The sequence below is a fragment of the Rothia sp. LK2492 genome (assembly GCF_040946345.1).
GTDB classification, from domain to species: Bacteria; Actinomycetota; Actinomycetes; order Actinomycetales; family Micrococcaceae; genus Rothia; species Rothia endophytica.
In genome coordinates, this window is the sequence record NZ_JAYWLX010000001.1 from 326,121 (window position 1) to 350,030 (window position 23,910).

Here is a 23,910-nt window from a genome sequence, read left to right on the forward strand (position 1 = left end):
GTTATGCTGGGTGTGTAGTATTGTTTGAGTGCTCAGCACGCTGGATGGTTGTCCGAGCGGCCGAAGGAGCTGGTCTTGAAAACCAGTAGGCGGCAACCCCGTCTCGTGGGTTCAAATCCCACACCATCCGCAAACTAAAGCCCCGCTTCGAAAGAAGCGGGGCTTTTTGTATGCCCCCCTGGGATCACACAGGGCCGGCAGATCACGAAGTAATGTTCAGAAAAAATGTTCACACCTTGCCCCGGTACTAGTCACCGGATGACTGCTGATTTCTGTGCAAATATACTCAGCCCTATAGCCCAGGCGAAGACGCCACATAACGCGCAACGTTTTGACCCTTGCTCCTTTTGCGGCTAGTATTGGGGGAGCTGTGATGCTGAAAGCAACGTTGACGAGCTGGATGCGCACGCTACATGGAGACGTGCCAGAGCGGCCGAATGGACTTCACTGCTAATGAAGGGTCGGGATTAAACTCGACCGGGGGTTCAAATCCCCCCGTCTCCGCCAATCAGAAAAAACCCCGTCTGACCTAGTGAAATCTAGGTTAGACGGGGTTTTTCTGTGCCGGGGCAAGGTCTTTTTTCCCCGCGGTATTTAGTGGCGGTATTTAGTGAGAGACTGAGCAGCCGATTAGAAGGCTTTGAAGGCTTTGAGGAAGGCGGCAGCGGTTGTGAGTTCTGACCAGTCGCCAAAAACATCAAAAACAGCTACCGATGATGGAGAGAAACCGTGGGAGGCATCCATGAGGGCCTCATAGTCAGAATCGGGGCGCGCAAGTTCTAAGGCAGCGTCCTGCACACCGGGTAAGTGTGCCACCAGCATGAGCGCCTGAACCCCCTGCGGCGCTCGATTGATGGTTGAGAGCAGAGCGGATGACGGGGCGTTATAAAGCCGCTCATCCAAGCTAGCGGTGGGGGCTTTCTCCCCCAGTGCTTCAGAAACCCAGGTGGTGGTCTGGCGGGTGCGCAAAGCCGCTGAGCTCACTAACATCTCGGGCACGAAGCCCTGCTGCACCAGCCACTGCCCTGCGCTCAATGCTTGCGCATGTCCGCGCCGGGTCAGGGGGCGGTTGAAATCGTCCAACCCCCAGTCAGCCTCAGCGTGGCGCATAATGATCAGTGTTTTAGCGTCGTGACGCGGTAGGGAAAACTCGCTCATAACCCCCAGTGTAACGCGCCGGCAGGGCAGGCGGCGCGAGAGCACCTAGCTATTCTTGGGGCTATTGGGGGCTTCAACAATGGGGATTTCCCCGGTGTATTCACCCGTCTTGTAGTCGTAGTCCACCTCGTTGCCCTCTTCATCGCGGCGTACATACCAGTCAGTTACTTCACTAGCAGTTGAATCAAAATCAGCACCGGTGGCGTAGTCACTGGTGGGCTGAGTTTTCTCAACCTTGAGCGCGAAGTTATCCCCATGCTCGCTCACTCCCTGGTGCACTGCGTTTTCAACAGCGACTGCGGCGAACTTCTGGCGGATAGCCATGGGGTCGGTGCGTAGCTCTTTGAGGAAGGCGATGCAGATCAGGATGAGAATAATCGAGAAAGGCAGAGCTGTAACCGTGATTAGGTTCTGCAGGCCCTGCAGAGCATTTTCGCTGCCGGTCATCAGAATAACCACGGCGATACCCGCCATACAGAGGGCCCAGAAGGTGGTGATACGGCGTTTCGGTGAGGGGTTGCCGCGCTGGGAGAGCTGAGAGTTCACGAGCGAAGCAGAGTCAGCGGTAGTGATGAAGAAGATTGCCAGCATCACAATGACCACGGGAGCAATGATGGACGCACCGGGCAATTGATCCAGCACCACGAAGAAGATTTCTTGGGCCGGTGGGATAGTTGCCGCAGTGCCATCGGGGGCAATCGCGTTACTTTCTCGCTGCATCCAGATGGCGGTGCCGCCCATAATGGTGAAGGCAAGCACGATGATGGTGGAGGGGATGAAGAGCACGCCCAAGATGAACTGGCGGATGGTGCGTCCGCGCGAAATCTTGGCAACGAACACGCCGACGAAGGGCGCCCAGCTGACCCACCAAGCCCAGTAAAAGGTGGTCCACGATGAGAGGAAAGCTTGCATTTCTTCGCTCTCTGCCATGTTGGCAGAAAGTGCGTCAGGCATGGTGCCAACGTATTCGATAATGGTGGCGGGAATGATGTTCATCAAAAAGGCGGTGGGGCCGGCAATAAACACGAAAACCGCGAGAAGCACGGCAAGGCCCATGTTGATATTGGAGAGCCAGCGGATGCCCTTGGAGACACCGGATACCGCAGAAAGGATGGTACCCACAGTCAGCACCACGATAATGATGAGGGCAACGTTATTGGTGGTGGCGCTCCAGCCAGTGACCAGCTTGGTACCGTGGGCGATCTGCAGCGCACCGATGCCCAGGGAGGCTGCGGTGCCAAAGAGGGTGGCGATAATAGCCATGCCATCAATGAGGCGTGAACCAAAGGATCCGCTCTTATTGCCGAACAGCGGTTCAAGGATGGCGCTCATGAGCGGCACACGCCCTCGGCGGTAGGAGGCATAGGCGACTGCTAGACCTACGATGGCGTAGATGGCCCAAGCATTAACACCCCAGTGCAGGGCGGCCTGGGCCATGGCACCGGTAATCGCTTCAGCAGTAGCGGGATCATAGGCACCGGGCCGCGGTGAGAGGTAGTAGGTCAGGGGCTCATAGGGGCCGAAGAAAATAATGCCGATACCGATCCCAGCACCGAAGAGCATAGAGGCCCAGGACGCTGTTGAGAACTCAGCTTTCTCACCGTCCACGCCCAACGGTATTTTGCCGTAGCGAGAAAAAGCGATGAGAAGTAGCAGCACCATGAGACCGGCGGCCAGGGAGGTAAAAATCCAGCCCAGGTTGCTCATGACCCAGGTGAGTGCTGTGGTTGATGTTTCCAGCACCTGAGCAGGTGCCAGAACACCCCAAATAACAAATCCGATGATCAGGGCACCCACCGTTGCCAGAATGGGCTTATCAACCCCGTACTTGATTTTCTGCTCTTCAACAGAAATACCGGGCACCAGGGCGGGGTGAATGTTATGCGGGTAAATAACGTCGCGAAAAATCTGTGGGGTGGTGCGTTTTTTGGCGGTTTCCTTTGCCTTCTGCGAACCTGCGGGGGCAACCTGCCGTAGCTTTCCCGTGGCGGGATTGTTGTAAGAGAAGGTGGGGCCCTTATCTGAGGTAGGTGAGATAATGGGCTCTACCGTGAGATCTTTATGCGCGGGTTTGGGGTGCTGGGCGTCCATACACGTGCTCCGTTAATTATAAGTTTGCTGACTTATCGACTGTACTACTCTTTGGGCCAAGAATCGATAGGCGTAGGCGTAATGTGGAGGCTCAGTTAGCTCGTTCACGGGCTAGCAAACTCTGCTGGCAAGCGTAGTGAGCGGCGCCTAGGCCGTTATGAATTGACGCAGAAAGTAAACCGTTTCTTCCGGTTTTTGGGCGTGCACCCAGTGACCGGCCCCCTTAATTGAAATTTTGCGGACGCGGGGGAAAAGCGCACGCATAGGGGCGGTATCAGCGTCGGTGATGTAGGGCGAATCACCGCCCGCTATCCAGAGCACCGGGCCGTCAAAGGTACCCGTAGCTCCCGGCCATGCCATGATGTGGGGTAGATTCTCACGCAGCATTGCCAAGTTAGGTTCCCACCGGTTACCTCCCTTGCCCATGATGAGGTTCTGCAGCAGGAAAGCGCGGGTACTCTCAGAAGGTACGCTAGGGGCAAGGTCAGCTCCGGCTTGGGAACGAGTGGTGTAAGTATTAATGGGAAGCGCTAGCATGCCGTCCATGAGCACTTCAAAGTTACCCTTTGACCCCCCGGGCGCAATATCGATCACCACCAGTTTTTCCACCAAATGGGGGTGGCGCAGTGCAAGCAGCATAGCAATCTTGCCGCCCATGGAATGACCCATAAGCACCACTTTCTCACCGTCAGCAAACTCTTCCACCGTCACCGCAGCGATATCAGCCATCTGCACGTAATCAAAGTCCTCCGTCCAGGGTGAAGCACCGTGATTAGGGAGGTCAATGAGCAGGGTCTGAGCCTGGTCACCGAGGTCCTTGGCAATACGGGTGAAGTTTTTGCCGCGGCCCAGCAACCCGTGCAGAAACACCGCTTTGATGGGGCCCGAACCGACCAGGGAGGTAAAGAGAGGTGAAACAGTCATATCCCTTACTCTACCGGCAGGGTGTGAAGCGTTGGTGAGCACCCCAAAAACCTCCTAGGCAGGGGCAAGAAAAAGCCACCGCCGGGCATCAGCCAGACGGTGGCGCATCGTTTGCGTTAGCGGATTAGATAGAGTATTCGGGAGCTGCCCAGACAACAACCTCGGGGTGCTCGTAGAAGCGGTAGCCCTGGCCGCGCACGGTGCGCACGGTGTTGGAAAGACGGCCCAGCTTAGAGCGCAAGCGGCGGATATGGACGTCGATAGTGCGTTCGTTAGGCACTTCTTCAGCGTCTCGCCACAGGCTCACCAGCAGCTCCTCACGGGCTACGGTCCGCACTGCGTTTTCTACCAGGTAGTTGAGTAGCTCAAATTCTTTGTAGGTCAGGTTCAGCATTTCGCCGTCCAGAAAGACCTCGCGGCGCGAAAGATCAATAAGCACACCGACTGAGTGGGTGGGCTTCGCATCTTCCGAGCCTTGATGCAGTGCGGTAGGCAGTGCCTCAGGCTGGTAGTGCACGGCGGTGGGATCACCCAGGGCGTTACGCACCACCTCAAGGTCGCTACCTTCTGCGCCGGCAGGAGCCAGGGCAACGGCGGCGTAAGATTCAGCTTCGGGTGCCAGGTTATGGGCGTAAGCTCGTAGGTCCTGCACAATGCGCACCAGGGAGGTGCCGTTTGAGGCTGCAGCCTCTTCACTCAAACCTACGTAGACCACGAAGCCGCGAGCTTCGTTTTCCTGCGCGACGGTGCGCTGGGGCTCGGGTTTGAAAGTCATGGGGCGCAGGTTAGTGGGATGAGGCTTATTCTGACCGCCATTCTGCACACCAGCTGCATGAGGGCGCTGAGCGGTGGAGCGGCTTCGCTGTGATATGTGAACATATCCCGGTGCACCTGACATTTTTTCTCCCCTATTCGATGGGCATCGAGTGTGTGACCTCTAGAGACGCACGAGTTCATGTGTGTCAAACGTGAGCTGCCCGTCCTTGCTTTAATCCTTGTCTGATATGGCGGATAAAGCAAGTAACATTTAAGACATGTATGCGGCTCTTCTTAAACTATAGCACCGGCAAGGAGAATTCATTATGCAAAAAATATCTATGTTCTGAATATTCTTCCAATTAATACCTTGAGTATGAATAAGTGATGTGGAAAAACCTGAATATTTTTACTACCGGCCAGGGTCAATCTGACTAGAACAAGGCATCGCAAAAAGTCAATAATTCTTTTTTAGAGGATCGCGGAGCGAGATTACCTGGCATCAAAGTGGGGTGCAACTGCTCTCAGCAGCTACACCCCAGAAGGAGCCTATCATCAAGAACTAGTGGGCTACTCCGTAGAGGCGATCACCAGCGTCGCCCAGACCGGGCACGATGTAAGACTTCTCGTTCAAGCGCTCATCCTGTGCCGCCAAGAAGAGATCAACGTTCTCAAGCCCATTGATGCCCTTTTCAAGGGCTTCAATACCTTCAGGAGCACCCAGCACACAAACACAGGTGATGCGTTCAGCACCGCGAGCGCGCAGGAACTTAATAGCCTCAATGAGGGTTCCACCGGTGGCGAGCATGGGGTCGAGTACGTAGACCTGACGGCCGGTGAGATCTTCTGGCAGACGCTCGGCGTAGGTGACAATATCCAGGGTTTCTTCATTACGCGCCATGCCCAAGAAGCCCACCTCGGCGGTGGGAATCAAACGGGTCATGCCTTCAAGCATGCCCAGACCGGCGCGCAGAATGGGAACGATGAGGGGGCGGGGGCTAGCGATGTGTGATCCTACAGTCTTAGCAACCGGAGTTTCGACCTCTCGGGGTTCCACACGGATATCGCGGGTTGCCTCGTAGGCAAGTAGCGTAACTAGCTCATCCACTAGCTGACGGAAAATCGGTGAGGGGGTGTTCTTATCCCGCAGAACGGTGATCTTGTGGTCCACCAGGGGGTGGTTGAGAACTTTAATACGCATGGAGAAAGCGCCTTCCGTCGTCCTTGCGCCCGCTGTAAGAGACGCATCTAAAAAGAAAACCCCGCTCACCCTAGATTCACTAGGATAAACAGGGTTTACTGGCGGTGACGGAGGGATTTGAACCCTCGGTACGGGGTTACCGTACACAACATTTCGAGTGTTGCACCTTCGGCCGCTCGGACACGTCACCATCTCACGAAATACTACCCTAGGGGGCGGTTCATCTCAACTTGAAAAGCTAGAGAATATAGCCGTCAACAGCTAGCATGGCGGTGGCTGTAGCGACGCTGGCGGGACGGCGAACACCGTGCCTGGTGTGGTCCATCGCTAGCATGAAGACGGCCCCAAAAATGACCAGGGCCAGGCCTTCAATGGTTTGTTCTTTGCGCACATCGTAGCGGGTAGAAAGAGCTGAGACCTTAGAGCAGACAAACCGCATGATGTCCGAGCGGATTTCATCGGTGGTCTTCGACCAGTTCTCGTCACTGCGCCACAGCTCAGAGACCCACAGCCGCGCAAAGCCGGGGTGCTCTTCAAGATAGAGCACCGCGGCGTGCAGAGAATTACTCAAAGCCTCCCTGGGGTCTTCGTGGTCGCCCGCTGCCGACATTTCGGCTAGAAGAAGCTTGGCACCGTACTGCAGTAGCTGGTCAATCATGGTCTTCTTCGACCCGAAATTGTAGTAGACGGTGCCCTTAGAAACCCCTGCCTTTTCAGCGATTTCCTCTACCGTTGTAGCGGTTGGACCATCCTTGCTCATGATGTCCATGGCAGCTTCAAATAACTTGAGCTGGGTTCTGTTGGTCCGGCCTGGGCGCCTGGTTGATGCCTCAACCACGGGCACTTGGTGCGCATATATCACCGAACTGTGCATTTCACCGACCACACCCACTCCATTCTTATTTGAAGAAAATTGTTTACTTTTTCAAAGATACAGCAAAAGTGGGCGAGTCTGTGCACCCTACGGGACCTGGGAGGGATCTATTGTCACGGTCGGTGAGAATGAAAGAAACCCTTGAGAAGGCTGGCACATTCGTCTGCCAAAACCCCCGCATGCACTTCTACCCAGTGGTTGAGTTTGCGGTCGCGTAAAACGTCGTAGACACTACCGGCAGCCCCGGTTTTCTCCTCCCACGCGCCCATTATCAGGTAGGGCAAGCGTGCCAGAAGCATAGCGCCAGCACACATGAGGCAGGGCTCAAGGGTAACCACCAGGGTGCACCCGTCAAGGCGCCAGCTACCCAGGTGGGCGGCTGCCTCCCTCAGCGCCAGCACTTCGGCGTGGGCCGTGGGGTCATGGTCTGCCTCGCGCCGATTGTAGCCCCGCCCAATCACCTGGCCCTGAGCATCCACTACAATCGCCCCGATAGGCACGTCCCCCTCTTTCAAGGTTAGACGTGCCTGGTCTAGTGCCAGGCGCATGAGTTCTTCATGGCACAGGTTGCGGGGCCGGTCAGAGAAAGGCTGGCGACTTGTGAGCTCTGAGGGTGAGTTCTTCATGTGAGCCTTCCTTCTAGTGCGTAGCTGCCAGGGCAAAGGGCAGGACGGCGGTGGCACCGGCGGCGCGCAGTGTTCGGGCGGCGATGGCAAAGGACCAGCGGGAGTCAACACGGTCAGCGACCAGTAGAACCGGGCCGGGATGGGTAGCGAGGTAGTCAGCGGCAGTCTGAGGCAGGCGATAGGCACCCAACACGCCCCCGCACCGGAAGACGCTGTTGCCGCCAAAATGTGCTGGCTCTTTTACCAGTTCAAAGGTCCCTAAATCGGCGAGTTTACCTGCCTGGGCAAGGCCCCGCGCCAGCGAATCAGTCAACACAGGGCGTACCGGTGAAGGCAACGCAATCAGTGCCACCGGCCGCTGCTCCCACCCCCACTCAGCAAGAGTTTTGAGGCAGGCTCTCCCAAGATCGGCGGGCACCGGGCCATCCTGGGGCTGACCGTTAGCGTCCAGGGTAAAGATTTCACGCAGACGGTTGCCCCAGCCTAAGTCAGTAAGGCGGGCCAGTGCCCTGCCCGTCTCAGCGCGCTCTTCGGGGGCGATTCGCCCGCGCAGGGGCCTGCTCGTTACCTCGTGTACAGCGCCAGGTGCTACCCGGTCCAGGCCGGTGGGCCACATCCCGCGCGGCTCAATGGGCACCCCGGTGCCACTCAGGGCACCGCGAGCGCCCTCTACCAGCTTGGGGTCTATATCTGCTGGATACCAGGGCCCAGCGCAGACATCGCACATCCCACAGGGTTCAGCGGTACGGTCATCGAGTTCAAAGGCCAGAAACTGCATGCGGCACTGCTGAGTGCTCTGGTAGGCCAGCATGGCGTCCTGCTCTCGCACTCTGGCCTGTTGCACCCGCTGGTAGCGCGGGGCGTCATACTGCCAGGGGGCGCCGGTCGCCACCCAGCCCTTGCTGCGGCGCTCGGTAGCGCCTTCAACCGCTAGCACTTTAAGCAAGAGCTCCAGGCTAGAGCGCCGCACGTCCACCCGGGTTTCGAGAGCTGGCACCGATAGCTCCTGGCCGGCCGCTGTTGACTCAGCCAGGGCAGCAAGAACTGCTGAGGTGTTCTCTGGGGTGGGCATAGACGCGGTGGCGAAATAGTGCCAGATTTCCCGGTCTTCAGCACCGGGTAGTAGGAGCACATCAGCCTTAATCGCGCCGCGACCGGCTCGGCCCACCTGCTGGTAGTAGGCAACAGCGCTGGAGGGGGCACCTAGGTGCACCACGAAACCTAAATCGGGTTTATCGAATCCCATGCCCAGGGCGCTGGTAGCCACCAGAGCTTTGACGCGGTTACCTTTCAATGCGGCCTCTGCCTCCTGGCGTTCGTCCGCATCGGTTTTGCCCGTGTAGGGCAGCACATCATACCCGGCAGAGCGCAGGGCAGCAGCGGTATCTTCAGCTGCGGAAACGGTGAGGGTATAAATAATTCCCGAACCCGTTAACTGCCCCAGATAGGTCAGCAACCAGGCCAGCCTGGCTTCTGAATTGTGTAATTTCAAAACTCCCAAGCGCAAGGACGCACGAGAGAGCGGGCCTCGCAGAATAAAGACGTCATCTAATGCAGCGCTCTGGCTGAGACCCTCTCCCCCAGCAGAAGCAGCACTGACGGTATCGTGTGAGCTCGCACCCAGCTGTTCGGCGATATCCTGCACGACCCGCTCATTAGCTGTGGCCGTAGTAGCCAGAACCGGCACACCGGTGGGCAGGTGGGTGATGAGGTCGCGAATACGGCGGTAGTCGGGGCGGAAATCGTGGCCCCAGTCAGAGATGCAGTGTGCCTCATCAATCACCAACAGACCGATGGTGCGCAAGAGCGTGGGCAGCCACTCCTCGCGGAAGGCAGGGTTATTGAGACGTTCTGGCCCTACCAGGAGCACATCAATCTCACCGGCAGCCAAGCGCTCGCGCACTTCGTCCCACTCGGTTACGTTGGATGAATTGACCATCGCAGCCCGCACACCTGCACGGGAGGCAGCTTCTACCTGATCCCGCATGAGAGCAAGTAGGGGTGAAACAATCAGCGCCGGCCCAGCCCCGCGCCGTCGCAGCAGAAGGGCGGAGAGAAAGTAAACAGCAGACTTACCCCAGCCCGTCCGCTGAATAACGAGAGCGCGGCGGCGGTGCTCCACCAGCGCTTCGATAGATTCAAACTGACCGGGATGGAAGTGGGCCGCAGGGTTAGCGGTGAGCTTGTGCAGAAGCTCCAGGGCTTCGCGGTGCAGGGGTGAGGTCATGCTTCCAGTCTCCCATAGGTGAGTTTGGGCGGTCTGAGTTCCATGGGGTGTGTATTAGTGATTGGCGCATGGAACTTACGGTGCCCGTATCAGGGAGTTCTAGTCAGTGAGGGCGTCGCGTACGTACTCGTAGACAGCTGGCACGTAGTGAAAGGGAGCCTCACCCCACTGATGGTTGGGGTCTGCAACGGCTAGTTCTGCGGGTACTTCAAGGGTGGGGACGCCCAGCTCGGCTAGATGTGCGTAGTAGCGCTGGCTTTTCTGGTTGGCTTCGGCGGCGGTAACGCCCATGCTCACAGGGGTAGGGTGACCCTCAGTATTGACCTCTGCCCAGGGTACATTGAGAAGACGAACCCGTTCCAAGGCACCCTGCTCCTTGAAACTTTGCACCAGGTCGGTGGCTTTTTCTGCCCATTCCTCAAAGTGCTCGTCTGCGCCGAAGGGTACGTGGGTGCCTGGTTCAATCAAGCTCATGGCGGTTTCTGAGCTGACGAGGTCTATAGACCGGGTCACTACCTCACCGCTACTGAACCAGTGCACTCCATGGCGTTCGTCGAAGATGTCCCAAAGAATGAGGTGGAAGTGGCTGGCATTGCTGCGCAGTAGATTCAGCGCCCCTGTTCCCCAGTCAGCGCGGAGCATGCGGGTTTGAAAGGCATTAGCGAGTTTGAGGTCAGCCGGGAGCTTGTAGCTGGCATCGGTGTCATCAGCTAGCAGGGAGTGCCGGGCAACGTACTGGGAGACGCGGTAACTGTTGGGGAAGTACTCGAAGCTGTCCCGTGCCACGCAGGAGCCGTACACAAAGACTGGGTGCACTTCTGTTTCTGTGGTCATGGGTTACTCTTCCCTGTGGGCTGGTGTGGGGTAACTTTAGGTATACCCTTTTTCATTTTAGCGAAGGAGTCCCTTTGCCTCCCCAGTTTTCTGCTTCAGACGTACGCAGAGCATTCTGGCACCTGCGTCACGGCGGCGTTAAACAGTTGAAGAAGTTTCGCCGCCGCCAGCTGATGTCCTCACATTTTGGCGGGGCTGCTTTTGCATCACGTGGCACAGCAGGACGCCGGGGCGTGGGTTTAGCCAGCGAGGAGGCAGTGGGGGCGGTGCCAGCTGTGGCTAAAAGTAAGAAGAGCCCGGCGGGGTATTCGCTAGATTTTCTGCCCCTGGATTACCCTCACTACGCACCGGTGTTTGAAGGCTTGAAGGTAGCTACCGTTCTTGATGATTTTTCTGCGGTGGCTTGGAGTTATGAGTTTGATTGCCTACCGGTGACTCCGCACAACTGGCAGGAAGTGCTTGAAGCTGAGCACCCGGATTTCCTGCTGGTTGAATCAGCGTGGGCGGGCAACAATGGCGCCTGGCAGTACCACTTAACGGGCGAGAGCGCCCCACGCCCAGCGCTAGTGGAGATACTGAATTACGCACGAAAAAAGAACATCCCTTCTGTTTTTTGGAATAAGGAGGACCCCCCGCATTTTGAGGACTTCCTCGATACAGCTGCCCTCTTCGACATCGTTTTCACCTCGGACTCCAACAAGATTGCTGATTACCGCCAGCGCCTGGGGCATGACCGCATCTACCCTCTAGCCTTTGCAGCTCAGAGCGCAGTACACAACCCGGTGCGCCCCCACCACGGAGTTGCCGAGCGAGGGGTGGCTTTCGCCGGTAGCTACTTTGCTCATAAGTACCCGGGGCGCCGGGAGCAGATGGACTTCCTCCTGGGTGCTGCCCGTTCAGCAGCAGCTAAAACCAAGGAGCCCTTCGAGGTTTTCTCGCGGTTTTTGGGGCAGGATGAGCGTTACCAGTTCCCCGCACCGCTAACCGAACACGTGGTGGGTAGCCAGAACTATGAGCAGATGCTGGTGGCTTATAAGGCTTATAAGGTGTTCTTGAACGTGAACTCAGTGGTTGATTCCCCCAGCATGTGTGCCCGCCGCATCTTTGAGATTTTGGCTAGTGGTACACCCGTGGTGACCAGCGCTTCAGCAGCGATCGGCAACTATTTTTCGCCCGGCATGATTTCTGTCGTGGAGAATAAGGCAGAAGCCGAGATTGCTGTGCGCTCATTATTACGCAGCGGTGAATTGCGTGATCGCAGCGTACATCTGGCGCAGCGGGAGATTTGGAGAAAGCACACCTATACCCACAGGGCGCAGCAGCTACTGGACGCAGTAGCTCAGCTGACCGGCAGGCAGCTGGTGGGTGAGCGTCAGCAACCAACGGTGAGCGTCCTGGCTCCCACTAACCGCCCGGAGCAGTTGCCCCACCTGATGCGCCAGGTGGCTCAACAGACTGTCCGCGCCCAGCTGGTAGTGCTGACCCACGGTTTTGAACTGACCGACACTGAATTTGCTCAGCTGACCGAAGACGCCGGGCTGGTAGACGCGCGCAAGCTCAGTGCCAGCGCAGAAACCTCTCTGGGTGAGTGCCTTAACCTTCTGGTGGCTGCGGCTGATGGTCAGATTCTTGCGAAGATGGATGACGATGACTTTTACGGTCAACACTATCTGGAGGATCAGTTGCATGCTTTAGATTTTTCCCGCGCTGATGTGGTGGGCAAGCAGGCCTACTACATGCACTTGGCTGGTAGCAAAGCGACGGTCTTGCGTGCTGGCGAGAGGGAACACCGGTTTACGGATTTTCTGGCTGGGCCCACCCTGACTGCGCGCCGTGAAGTTTTTGAGGCTCACCCTTTTGAGGCGATCAATACGGGCGAAGACACCGCTTTTCTAGAAAGAGTAGCTGCCTCTGGCGGGTGCATATACGCTGCTGACCGTTTCAATTTTGTGCAGGTTCGCCGCGCGCCGGGTGCGGGCAGTGAGCACACTTGGCGGGTAAGTGATGCGGAGATCCTTGCCAATGCTCAGGTACATCACTTTGGTTTGAGCCAAGAGCACATTTTCTTTTAGGGGGTACTGTGGCGAGTCTGTACACTCGGTTGATCGCTGGACGTAGCGAGCCCACTGCGCGCGCCGATGAGCATGAGATGACCGCACTGGAGGACGTTGCGGTGGGCCGTCTTATCCGTGCGGTTGATGAAGAGAGGGTGGCTTCTTCTTCTGCTGCTCTTGCCGAGATGATGTTCGGCAGACAGTTGCGCAGGATGCCTCAGGAGTGGATCAGTGCCCCTGTCTATGGGGTGGTTACCCCAGCTTTGGTAGAGGCCTGCGCCCCGGAAACAGTGGTGCAACTGGCACCGGGGTGGGCTTATGCGGTGGCGCAGGAGTGCGGGGCGAGGTTCTTCGTGATTGAGATTCGCGCTCTTGAAACCGGCCCGTGGGCTGGGGCGCTGGGTGCAGGCGGCGAACACCTCTTCGATGAGCTTTTAGCACTCATTGCCCAAGCCAGGGCCGCCCGCATCACACCGGTGGTGTTAGGCGCTGGATCAGCGCGTGCTCTCTCCCCCGGGTCCTTTACCCTGCGTCCTGCTATCGACCGTTTACGAGCACTAGCCCCAGGTCAACTCATCGAGTCTAGTGATGATGCCTATGCGCCGGAGGCTTCGCCCATTTTTGTATCTTTGGCCTCCTATGCTCAGGCAGGTGTAGCATGACCGACGTTCTTATTCTGGTAGGCAAAAGCAAGAACACATTGGGACTGACCGCTACTGCCACTGCCCTGCAGCGTTCCTTGCAAAAGCAAGGTTTCTCTGTGGTCAGTGAGCCCCAACGCGGAAATATGCAAGAAGCAGCAGCTGAGACGCGTGCTGCGCTATTACATACTGGGGCGCGGGCTCTATTTACTGTGGGCTATAGCCTGAGCACGCAGGTGGCCAAAGGTTGGTTGACCAAGGGTACAACACAGCAGGTACTGGTAGCGGTTACCCCTGATGTTCCGGGTAACGCTGATTCGGTCTATGGCTCGGCGCTGCAGAACCTTGAGATGGTGGTGCGCGTATGCGATCTTTTGCTCGTGGCGGATGAGCTTTCACGGTCCTTGGTGGAATACAAGGTAGCTGGTGCTGCAGGCAGCACCGGGCTAGTGGATGATCTGCGTTCGTGCATACGCCTACTCAACCAGCAGGTGCAGTCTGTGGAGCCACGCAAGATCTTGGTAAGCGGGCATGATTTCCGTTTTGCTGCTGAGGTGGTGCGCATGTTGCAGAGCACTCCCGGGGTGCAGGTGCGGCTTCAGAAGTGGGATCTGGACACCACCACACCTGCTAACACAGCCGCGGTGAAAGCTGATATGGCGTGGGCTGATACGGTGTTCTGCGAGTGGGCGGGGCGTCAGGCGGTCTGGTATTCGCAGCACTTACCTACCGGCAAGCGCCTGGTGGTGCGTTTGCACGGCTTTGAATCGGATGCCACCTGGATTGGGGAGCTTGATTTTAGCCGCGTGAATCAGCTAATTGCGGTCTCTAATTTCTACCGAAAACAGCTGGTCAAACGGCACGGTTGGGATGAGGGTAAGGTAAGCGTAATCGGCAATTCGGTTACCTTAGATGCTTTCACCCGCCCCAAAGATGACGAGGCCCGTTTTCATCTGGGAATGCTAGGCTACACCCCCCTACTGAAACGCCCCCAGGTGGCTGTTGAGATTCTGCGTTACCTGGTACAGCAGGATGATCGTTTTGTTTTGCACCTGCGCGGCCGTGCCCCGTGGAATTTTTCCTGGGTGTGGAACCGTAAGGTTCAGGAAGCGGACGCCTACCGCACCCTGTTTGAGATGATTGGCGCTGACCCTGTGCTCCGCCAGCACGTGGTCTTTGAGCAGCCGGGTGCCAATGTTGAATCTTGGTTTACTAAGATTGGGTGGGTGCTTTCTCTGAGCCACAGGGAAACGTTTCACCTGGCTGCGGCTGAAGGTATGGCGTCCGGGGCTGTACCGGTCTTTTTGCGGCGTAAAGGTGTGACCAGTATTTTCTCCAATCGCTGGGTTTTCGATAGCCCCGATGAAATTGCGCGCTACATTGCCATGACCGCACCACATGAACTGTGGAACCATGAAAGCGGGGTGGCCCGAGCCTATGCCAGCCGCTTCGATTTTGCCACCGTAACAGATGCCTGGGTGCAGGCTCTGCTAGGTGAGGGGAATGTGCGAAATGTTTAGTGTGGTAATCCCTGTTGCTGGTGAGGGGCAGCTCTTGCAGGCAGCGGTTGAAAGTGCGGTCAGCCCGCTAGTGAGCCGCATCGTAGTGGTAGCCGATGATGCCGCAGCTTTACGGGCAGCGCGCACCTGCGCCGAAGTTTTTAAGCAGGTCACCGTGCTGGAAACCCCGGGGGTTGGACGGCGTGGCCCAGGAGCCGCCCGAAATCTGGGCTTAGCCGAGATACTTGGCCGCTCAGACAGTACCTGGCTAGCCTTTCTGGATGCAGATGATACCTATGCGCCCGGCTACTTTGAGGCGCTAGCACCGATTGTTTCCCGCGCAAGGGCAGAAGTTGCGCCGGTGGTTCATACCCGCCTGATGAGCCTTACAGAACGTGAGGGGCAGACAAACATCACTGAGGTGCATCCCCTGCGTTACCGCTTTGAACAGGGTAGCCGGTTCGTTTCCCTGGCTCAGGAGCCCCACATAATCGGCACCTCGGTGGCCGCTGCGGTTTTTGATTGTTCCACGTTGGAAGACACTGGCGTCCGCTTTACTGAGGGTATCAACTGGTCTGAGGACTCCGATTTTATGGTGCGGTTTCTGCTGGCTAGCGGGGCACATAAAGTTGGGGTGTGCGCTGATGCCCACTACCGCTACCGGGTGCAGCAGGGCGGGTCTACCACCGAGAGTGCCTGGACTAATCCGCTGAAATATACTCTCCCCTTTGAACGCTTCTACCTGCCCTGGGCGCACTCTAGCGCCAGCTTGCCAGAGTGGTTGCAGAATCAGTTGCTCTACGAGATGAGTATCTATCTGCAGGTTGACCGACAGGTGCTATCGCCTGCCTTTGACATCGATCAGAGCGTGCTAGATTCTTGCTCTGACTACTTTCAGCAGGTCATGGGGTGCCTAGATAGTAGGATCATTGAGAGCTTTGCCCTGGTGCCCCTGGGTCTCGACCGCCGCCAGATGCTCTTAGCGGTTTCAGCGCAGGTGCAGCAGCTCCCCTACTATCCTGTCACCAGCAGGCAGGTTTTCCGCTACAGCAAGCGCCCCTGGCGTTCACTCACTAAATTCACCTACTTCTACACTGTTCAGGGCTGCGGTGGGCGGGACGTTCCTGCCGAGGTTTTTGGGCACGGGGGGCAGGAGGTTGCCGCGGCTGAGGCTAAGTGGGTGAGCCACACCTTCTTTGGTAGAGAACTGGTGAGGGAGCGAATTCTCTGGTTTGAAATAGAACCATCATTCTTTATCAATGGTCAGAGCCTGGACGCTCAGCCCTATTCCGGTACCCCTTCCCTGCCCCGAGCAGCCCAGGGGGTGGCCTCCGAGCAGGTGCAAAGCGGTGTTAGAGAGGCACCTGGCGCTAAGGTCGCCTCGCTTAAACTGCGTCTTAAGAAGCAGCTCTGGCGCGTCAAGAAGCAGCTAACAGCAGATCAAGTCAGCCCTGCACCTGAGCGGCTTAGCCTGGCGTCCAAAAGCATCTGGTTCTATGCTGACCGGTCACACCGCGCCGGCGATAACGCCGAGGCATTCTACCGGCATGCCAGCCAGCAGCTACCGGCGGTGCGTCATGTCTTTTTTTTGAGCCGGGAAAGCCCGGACTGGAGCCGCCTAGAAGCTGAGGGTTTTGACCTGGTTGCCGCTGGGAGCAGTGAATGTGAGCGGCTCTTTGGTGAGGCGCATACGCTCTTGCTCAGCGATATCAGTGACTCGGGCATCTCGGCATTGCTGACTGGGCTCAAGGCACATCAGCGTCTGGTTTTTGTGCAACACGGTATTTTGCGGCGCGATCACTGGCGCTGGCTTAACCCCCGGCGTATCGACCTGATGATTACCACCCTGCCGGAGGAAACAGAGGCTCTGATTGGCGACGGCTCCCAGTACACGTTGACCGGTGTGGAGGTGGTGCAGACCGGTCTGCCGCGGCATGATGCGCTCTTAGAGCTGGCGTCTACAGAGAAAAGGCGGGATAGGGTTTTGCTGGCGCCCACCTGGCAGCCGCACCTGCTGGCCGCCAGCCGGCAGGAATTTGCTCAGTGGATTGATACTTGGCTGGGCTCGTTTGCGCAGGTTTCAGGTCAGGGGAGCCTGAGGGGGTTACAGCCGGTCTTTTTTGTGCACCCTAATATGGAATCTCGCCTGGGTGAATTGGGGATTGAGCTACCCTGCGAGACGGTTTTTGGCGCTGACCTTCCAGCCGCGCTGGTGCGCTCGGTGGCGGTAGTGAGTGATGTGTCCTCAATAGCTGATGAGGCCCTCGCGGTGGGTGTGCCGGTGATTTTGCGTCTTGACGCTGATGCACCGGCAGCCCGGCGCCTTACCTCTCTGTTGGAGCACCCAGGCGTGGACGTGGTGGCCCCTGGCGATGAGGTTGCACTACTGGACGCTCTCACCCGTGCCCATGAAGCAGGGCGCCGCGCCCCGGCGATGGAACCGGGAGCGCGGCAGAGGTTGCTAAAAGCACTGACAAATACTCAAGAGACACGAAAAGCTTTAGAATGATTTATCATCACCGAATGTTATGAGGAGTTCGCTAACTATGGAAGCATCCCGTGGCGCTTCTCGAAGCATCAGACTGAAAGAATTTAGCCCCGGTCTCGTGCGGCCCACCCGCCCAGAAGACGCTTACTTAGCAGGAACGGATGGTTCTCTAGATCAGTACGATACGGTTCTGCGAGCCGATAATAATGGGTTTCTAATCACCGGCAATTTTCTTAGTGGGCAAAGAAAAAAAATTATAATTTTGGGTGACAGTTTTGTAGAGTCTTACTGGGCGCCTGGCGAGCAGGACCGGTGGGTCTCCGTTGTTGAGCGCTACCTTGATACCAACTGCGAAAACAAGTTTGAAGTTCTTAATGGTGGCTATTCAGGTGCAACAAGCCTACACCTAGCGCTGAGCATCCCCTCCAAGCACAGAGCCTTTTTTGCTGAAACCGCCGGAGTAATTCTATTTGTACCTAATAATGACTCCGTTGTTTCCGGCTTAGAACATACTTACTGGACCAAAGATGAATATTGGAGTCCCCTGACACCATTTGATCACTCTGGGAACCTTCCTTCATCATCTTTTCCGGCAGACCTGGATGCGCGAGCTAATTGGTCTTTAATGCTGAACTATCTCAAAACTTACGGAATTCCAACTCTGGTTGTTTCTACTCCTTACCGAACCGGTCATTGGGGAGAAGATAAGTTTATTAGTGATTCATTTCCAGATGAAGAATCATTTGAAGGTTGGAAGACAAGTCGGAGTAAAGCTCAGCATATAGCCTTTGAAGTGGCAAAAGAATACGGTGTTCGGACCATGCATACAGCTCTCTTTGACTGGCCTGAGCGGGGAACATCGCCCTATTTCTACGACCAGCTCCACCTTAATACGCAAGGACAGCATTTCTTTGGAGAGAGATTTGCACGAGCCCTGCTGGATATGCGCTTTTGGGAGGAAGAACCGACTCCACTCACCTCTCCACTCAAATAATTATCGACCCTTAAATATAAAATAAGTAATTAAAATTAAGGCGCAGGTTTTTAAGCCTGCGCCTTAGTTTTGATACCTTCTATTTATTTAGAGTCATCAAGTTTGAGAATTTCAGCCAGTAGTCTCTGAGAACTATTTTTATCCTGGTGTCCGAAGAACTCATCAACTCGTTGAGCATATTTGGTTTCAAGAGCGCAATCTTCTGCGATGCTCTCAATGAGTGAGTCAACGAGAGAGTCCAGAGTCTGAACTACAGGGCCAAACCCATCCCTCTCAAATGAGAAATAGCCCTTGCCCCACAGGTGCCACTGGTAAAATGACTCTTTATCAAACTGTGCATAGATGACGGGCTTTCGCAGGTAGGCAAAGTCGAATGCTACAGAAGAATAATCAGTAACCATCAGCGCAGCCTCTGCGAAGGCCTTGTTGTAATTATGAGGTGGAGTAGAAATAGTGAAGTTTTCAGTCCCTTCGAAGTCTTCAATCTGGCGGCTAAACCCTGGGTGAATTAGGAATTCAGCGGTATAACCATACTGCTTCAATGCACGATTCAGTCTAGGGTCAGCAATTAGAGACTGATAGAACTGGAAGAACTCGCTACTCATGAATTCTTCGTTGTAGGGAACTGTAAGAGTCTTGGGGTCGACTTCATCCACAAGACCATGCCGCCAGGTAGGGGCCACGATAATTTTTTTACTTTTGCGGTCAATCAGCTTGTCATGTCGGGGGAAGCCGGTAAGAACGACCGTTTTTTCATCGTAGCCATATTTACCATGAATGATTGATTCCTGTTCGCGGAATGCACTAGTTACGAAAAGCCGGATGTCCTTGGAGAAGCTGTGCAGCCAACTAGAGATATCGTGTAAAGTAACACCATGCTGGAGGAAAACAAAGTCAAAGCGGTATAGATCTCGGAAAATATTTTGATCAGTGCTGAAAGCATTAATGACGTAATCGTTAGCTTGTGAAGAAATAATTTTATCAGCTCTCAAGAAGAGACCCTTAAATTTACGGCTTCCCGGTTCTACTACCTTTCCTATGCTGGATAAACGTTGATAGTCTTTTGATTTTTTAGAAAGCACGAAATAGGGGACTACATTTTCGGGCTGATTATTTAGGAGGTACTGGAAAAATGCCTCACCATTATCACCCGCGGAATTGGGTCTATCAGAAATAAGCCAAATTCTGCGATTGCCCTGTAAAGCGCGCCGTATTCTGGCGTTTGTGCGAAGCCAAACTGCCCCCAGCCTTGTCATGGTTGAAGGTTTGCGAGTTTCGCTAAAAATAGTATGTCTAATAAACGATAGCTCTCGTCGCTGCCGCTCCTTGAAAGTATTTTCCTTGACCGCGAGATAAGTATTTCGGACGTTTTGCAGAATGATGTCGCCTGTTTCCACATATGACGATGTGCCCTCGGGTATTCGTGACGTATCTTTTAAGAGGAATACGCCCTTGATGAATGACCCGTTGGGGCGGAGCACAGCTGGGCGGATTCTATCCCCTGGCCCAACCTCTAACTCCACCTTGTAAACGTTCCGGTCAAAAACAGTGTCACCCAAAAAACGAATCTGAGCGCGGGGAACATCATGCAAAGTTACTTCAACAAATTTACTATTAACAAAATACCCATATTTGATGCCCTTGAACCTGAGACCGAAGAAATAGCCTTCAAGGGTTAATTTCCCATCGTTGTACTTCGCGAGATTGATGGTAGAAATTCTTGAGCCATTGTAGTATCTAGCAATCCTGATTCCTCGGTACTCGAATCCGCCCTTTGAGTACAGTGAGTTCTGTAGCGGATCTTCACCATGCTTCATCTTGAGCAGGTAGGTCTTATGTTCGCTGAATACGTTACGCAGGTCCATAATGACCTGGTCATCGATGTTTTTCAGCAAATCAACAAACAGATTTATATACTCTTTTTGTTCTTCAGGAGTAAAGAGGTGCTGCTCTTCCTGCTTAACGCGCCATTGCAGGTCATAGGCTACAACGTACTGCACGTACCGCGGCACAACACCATCAACAGCGAGCGTTTGCATCAAATGGGAGTCAACGTTGAGCAGGGTATCGAAATACCAATCCGGGTCTAGGATTGACCGCTGAATAGCAGACGATTTATTGCCGCGTTTTCTATATAGTAAGTTTGTTTCAGTGACGACACCATACTTTCTTTTGCGCATGATGAGGTCAGTAAGAAACAGCTTGTCCTCGGCATATTTACGTCCTGCGGCAAAACGAAGACCGGTATCAATCAAGGTCTGCCGAACCATAAAGGCACCGGTGACGTGTAAGAGGATAGCAGTATATTCCTCGGTAACATCAAGTACTCGGGTCCCTTCCTCGTACTTAAAGTTCAGTGGGTGATTACCGGTAGCGCTATCGAAAAATTGAAGCGGAGCAGCCATGACATCCACTTCGTTTTCATGCTCCAACCAAAAATTATAGATTTCACGCAAGAAGTTGGGTTCATATACGTCATCAGAGTCAATAAATCCGACAAGGGTACCGCGCGCCTCTTCAATCCCTCGGTTTCTCGCAACTGAAACACCTTGGTTTTCTTGCAAAATATATCGAATTAAATTGGGATATTTGTTGGCATATTCTAGACAGACGACTTCGGAATTATCAGGGCTGCCATCATTGACGATAATAACTTCTGTTTGACGCAAAAGGTCAGCGTCTTGCCCCAGGATGCTGTCGAGCGTTTCAGCTAGGTACTCTTCAGTCTTATAGACCGGCATAACAATCGAGAAGAATACCCCACTAGGGGCTCCTTGTGTCGCCTCGGTATCGCCGAGCAATGCATCCGTCATTTCAATTTCTCCATCCCAGAGGCACTGTGTAATGTGTGTGTTTTTCGGCGTAAAACTTGCCGTCGGTGTCGTGTAATGGGCACATTACTGTCATATAAATACTACCAGCGCCATACCTAGCCCCTAGGGCTATTTCTGTGTGATGTAGCAAGCGTTAGACATACCGTTATTTCTCAGTATTTCCAGATTTCAAGACGATTTCATCAACTTTTATCTAGGCCAGTCAGATAAAAAGTAGCCACTCTCAACGTGCAATAATTATGCTTAAGTTTGAGCATTTACCAATCAGTTAGGACCCTATGCCCTCCCCCACCATAGCTTTTGTCGGTCTTGGCTATATTGGCCTGCCTACCGCCGTCGTCTTGGCTAATCATGGCCTCAAAGTAACTGGTATCGATATCAATGCAGTTAATGTTGAGCGTATTAACCGCGGTGAGGTTACCATTGTGGAACCCGGGCTCGAAGAGCAACTGCAAAAAGCCATTCATTCGGGCAACCTAAAGGCAACCACAGAGATGGTACATGCTGACGTGTACATTCTCGCTGTGCCGACTCCCTTCAAAGATAACTATGAAGGCGATTTGTCCTACATCATGGCAGCGGCTGAGAGTATTGCCCCGCAACTATTAGGCGGTGAGTTGGTTATTCTCGAATCCACTTCGCCGCCCAAGACCACTGAGAAGATGGCAGCGCACATTCTTGCTTTACGCCCTGATCTTGTTGCTGATGGTGCTGAGAATCCTGAGAGCAAGCCAGTTCTGTATTTCGCTCACTGCCCTGAGCGCATTTTGCCAGGCTATGCGATGGAAGAACTAATTACCAACGACCGTATTATTGGTGGCCAGACTCCTCGGGCAACTGAAATCGCAACTGAGGTTTATGGTAGCTTCTGCACCGGTGAGCTGCTACCTACCGATGATGTTACAGCTGAGATGGCTAAACTGACCGAGAATTCCTTCCGCGATGTGAACATCGCCTTCGCCAATGAGCTTTCCCTCATCGCCGCTAACCTGGGAGTGGATGTCTGGGAGCTCATCGAGTTAGCTAACCACCACCCACGCGTCAATATTCTGCAACCCGGCCCCGGCGTGGGCGGGCACTGCATCGCCGTAGACCCCTGGTTTATCGTGGCAGCAGACCGTCAGAACTCGCAGCTCATCCGCACAGCCCGCGAGGTTAACGACCGTAAACCTAACTGGGTTATCCAGCAGGTGAAGGACGCCCTCGCGCAGCAGCCAGGGGCAAATATTGCCGCTCTTGGCTTAGCTTTTAAACCCAACATTGATGATTTACGTGAGTCCCCCGCCCTGGATATCACCGCCCAATTAGCAACCGACCTACCCCAGACCAGAGTGCTGGCAGTGGAACCGCATATTAGTGCCCTGCCCCCGCGTCTAGCAGACCTGCCCAATGTCCAGCTCACCGACCGGGACGCCGCCCTAGACCAAGCTGATATTGTGCTTCTGCTGGTTGACCACGATGCTTTCAAAGACGTAGCCGCCACCGCGCTGACCGGTAAACAGGTCATCGACACCAAGGGACTGTGGCGCTAAGAGTTAGTAGCGTTAAAAGTAAACGCAACTAAACCGAGAAATCTGGCAGACGCTTACCCAACCCAAAGAAGGCTTCAAGGGCCGCAATGGTGCGTCCACTGGCTACACCGTCCCCATAGGGGTTAACCGCGTTAGACATAGACCGGTAGAGTTCGGGAATATCCAGCAATCCAGAAACCTCTGCCACAACGCGCTCAGTATCGGTGCCCACCAGCCGAACCGTACCCGCATCTACGGCCTCCGGGCGCTCGGTATTCTTGCGCAATACCAGGACCGGCTTACCCAAACTCGGAGCCTCTTCCTGCAAGCCTCCCGAATCGGTGAGCACCAAGTAGGACGCCGCTAAAAGTTGGGTGAACTCCACATAGGGTAACGGCTCGGTCACCACCACGTTCTCTAAGCCCTCAAGGTGAGGCAGAACCGCTTCACGCATGGCCGGGTTCTTGTGTGCGGGGAAGATAAAAATGCAGTCGCTATACTTCTTGGCGAGGGCACCAAGAGCGCGGCCAATATTCTGCATAGCATCGCCCAGGTTCTCGCGGCGGTGAGTGGTCACCAGCACCAGACGCTGCCCAGAAGCAATAGCCTGCTCAACGCGTTCATCGGGCAAATCAGTCTGCCAGCCCACCACTGAGAGCAGAGCATCAATGACTGAATTGCCGGTTACTGCTATATCTTTTTCAGAGAATCCCTCCCGCAGAAGGTTCTTCTTGGAACCCTCGGTGGGTGCCAGGTGCAGTGAAGCAACCTGACTAATCAGACGACGGTTACCCTCTTCAGGGAAGGGAGAGTGAATATTGCCAGACCTCAAGCCCGCTTCAAGGTGCACCACGGGAATTTGCAGGTTGAAAGCAGCCAAAGCCGCATAGAGAGCCGACGATGTATCGCCCTGCACTAGCACTGCTGCAGGCTGCTCTGCGGCGAGGATGTCACCCAGGCCCGCAAAAATTTTGACGGCAATATCATTGAGGCTCTGCCCCTGCGCCATAATGCCCAAATCGTGGCGGGGGCTGATGCCAAAGATATTGTTCACCTGATCCAACATTTCTCTGTGCTGGCCGGTCGAGACAGTGACGCTCTCAAAATGAGGGGACCGTTCAAGAGCATTGATAATGGGAGCCACCTTGATAGCCTCCGGGCGGGTGCCGTAGACGGTCATAATTTTCATGCTCATGGG

General features: G+C 55.0%; 17 protein-coding genes and 3 tRNA genes. 8 read left to right on the forward strand and 12 right to left on the reverse strand.

Annotation, left to right across the window (positions count from 1 at the left end):
- The first annotated feature begins 42 nt into the window (after window positions 1-42).
- Window positions 43-130 (forward strand) — tRNA-Ser (locus tag VVR27_RS01525).
- Between the two features lie 285 nt (window positions 131-415).
- Window positions 416-507: transfer RNA gene (locus VVR27_RS01530), tRNA-Ser, on the forward strand.
- Window positions 508-630: 123 nt separating this feature from the next.
- Here VVR27_RS01530 and VVR27_RS01535 read toward each other — a convergent pair.
- The 10 genes from VVR27_RS01535 to VVR27_RS01580 form a co-directional block, all read right to left on the reverse strand.
- The gene (locus tag VVR27_RS01535; protein ID WP_368546757.1) at window positions 631-1,158 is read right to left on the reverse strand and encodes a histidine phosphatase family protein; all 528 of its coding nucleotides are present in this window, start codon (window positions 1,156-1,158) and stop codon (window positions 631-633) included.
- Between the two features lie 45 nt (window positions 1,159-1,203).
- Window positions 1,204-3,249, reverse strand: a complete 2,046-nt coding sequence (locus tag VVR27_RS01540; protein ID WP_368546758.1) for a BCCT family transporter — start codon at window positions 3,247-3,249, stop codon at window positions 1,204-1,206.
- A gap of 147 nt (window positions 3,250-3,396) precedes the next feature.
- Window positions 3,397-4,173, reverse strand: coding sequence for an alpha/beta fold hydrolase (locus VVR27_RS01545; RefSeq protein WP_368546759.1), 777 nt, complete (start codon window positions 4,171-4,173; stop codon window positions 3,397-3,399).
- A gap of 124 nt (window positions 4,174-4,297) precedes the next feature.
- Window positions 4,298-5,071 (reverse strand): winged helix-turn-helix domain-containing protein, encoded by a 774-nt coding sequence (locus tag VVR27_RS01550; RefSeq protein ID WP_368546760.1) that lies wholly within the window; start codon window positions 5,069-5,071, stop codon window positions 4,298-4,300.
- Window positions 5,072-5,491: 420 nt separating this feature from the next.
- Window positions 5,492-6,130 carry a uracil phosphoribosyltransferase gene (gene upp / locus VVR27_RS01555; protein WP_368546761.1) on the reverse strand — a complete coding sequence of 213 codons (639 nt, stop codon included), beginning with the start codon at window positions 6,128-6,130 and terminating at the stop codon, window positions 5,492-5,494.
- A 99-nt stretch (window positions 6,131-6,229) separates the two neighbouring features.
- Window positions 6,230-6,320: transfer RNA gene (locus VVR27_RS01560), tRNA-Ser, on the reverse strand.
- Window positions 6,321-6,368: 48 nt separating this feature from the next.
- Window positions 6,369-7,004 carry a TetR/AcrR family transcriptional regulator gene (locus VVR27_RS01565; RefSeq protein ID WP_368546880.1) on the reverse strand — a complete coding sequence of 212 codons (636 nt, stop codon included), beginning with the start codon at window positions 7,002-7,004 and terminating at the stop codon, window positions 6,369-6,371.
- A 113-nt stretch (window positions 7,005-7,117) separates the two neighbouring features.
- A complete protein-coding gene (gene tadA / locus VVR27_RS01570) occupies window positions 7,118-7,630 on the reverse strand; it encodes a tRNA adenosine(34) deaminase TadA (RefSeq protein WP_368546762.1) in 513 nt (170 codons plus the stop codon).
- A 13-nt stretch (window positions 7,631-7,643) separates the two neighbouring features.
- A complete protein-coding gene (locus tag VVR27_RS01575; protein WP_368546763.1) occupies window positions 7,644-9,857 on the reverse strand; it encodes an ATP-dependent DNA helicase RecQ in 2,214 nt (737 codons plus the stop codon).
- A gap of 99 nt (window positions 9,858-9,956) precedes the next feature.
- Window positions 9,957-10,691 carry a DUF6270 domain-containing protein gene (locus tag VVR27_RS01580; RefSeq protein ID WP_368546764.1) on the reverse strand — a complete coding sequence of 245 codons (735 nt, stop codon included), beginning with the start codon at window positions 10,689-10,691 and terminating at the stop codon, window positions 9,957-9,959.
- Between the two features lie 74 nt (window positions 10,692-10,765).
- Between VVR27_RS01580 and VVR27_RS01585 the strand changes: the two genes are divergently transcribed.
- The 5 genes from VVR27_RS01585 to VVR27_RS01605 are packed head-to-tail and all read left to right on the forward strand — an operon-like array spanning window position 10,766 to window position 18,367.
- Entirely contained in the window at window positions 10,766-12,763 is a 1,998-nt protein-coding gene (locus tag VVR27_RS01585) for a glycosyltransferase (protein ID WP_368546765.1), read from the forward strand.
- 8 nt (window positions 12,764-12,771) lie between these two features.
- Window positions 12,772-13,407 carry a hypothetical protein gene (locus tag VVR27_RS01590; RefSeq protein ID WP_368546766.1) on the forward strand — a complete coding sequence of 212 codons (636 nt, stop codon included), beginning with the start codon at window positions 12,772-12,774 and terminating at the stop codon, window positions 13,405-13,407.
- Entirely contained in the window at window positions 13,404-14,906 is a 1,503-nt protein-coding gene (locus VVR27_RS01595; protein ID WP_368546767.1) for a hypothetical protein, read from the forward strand. Before VVR27_RS01590 ends, VVR27_RS01595 begins: the two co-directional genes overlap by 4 nt.
- Window positions 14,890-17,394, forward strand: coding sequence for a glycosyltransferase (locus VVR27_RS01600; protein WP_368546768.1), 2,505 nt, complete (start codon window positions 14,890-14,892; stop codon window positions 17,392-17,394). Before VVR27_RS01595 ends, VVR27_RS01600 begins: the two co-directional genes overlap by 17 nt.
- A 37-nt stretch (window positions 17,395-17,431) precedes the next feature.
- Complete coding sequence (locus tag VVR27_RS01605; RefSeq protein WP_368546769.1) at window positions 17,432-18,367, forward strand: SGNH/GDSL hydrolase family protein; 936 nt, start codon at window positions 17,432-17,434, stop codon at window positions 18,365-18,367.
- Between the two features lie 83 nt (window positions 18,368-18,450).
- Here VVR27_RS01605 and VVR27_RS01610 read toward each other — a convergent pair whose 3' ends face one another.
- Entirely contained in the window at window positions 18,451-21,180 is a 2,730-nt protein-coding gene (locus VVR27_RS01610) for a CDP-glycerol glycerophosphotransferase family protein (RefSeq protein WP_368546770.1), read from the reverse strand.
- Between the two features lie 299 nt (window positions 21,181-21,479).
- Between VVR27_RS01610 and wecC the strand changes: the two genes are divergently transcribed.
- Window positions 21,480-22,733 carry a UDP-N-acetyl-D-mannosamine dehydrogenase gene (wecC, locus tag VVR27_RS01615; RefSeq protein ID WP_368546771.1) on the forward strand — a complete coding sequence of 418 codons (1,254 nt, stop codon included), beginning with the start codon at window positions 21,480-21,482 and terminating at the stop codon, window positions 22,731-22,733.
- A 28-nt stretch (window positions 22,734-22,761) separates the two neighbouring features.
- Here the strand turns inward: wecC and wecB are convergent, their stop codons facing one another.
- Window positions 22,762-23,907: a non-hydrolyzing UDP-N-acetylglucosamine 2-epimerase gene (gene wecB, locus VVR27_RS01620; RefSeq protein WP_368546772.1), complete on the reverse strand. Its 1,146-nt coding sequence runs from the start codon at window positions 23,905-23,907 to the stop codon at window positions 22,762-22,764.
- Between the last annotated feature and the right edge of the window lie 3 nt (window positions 23,908-23,910).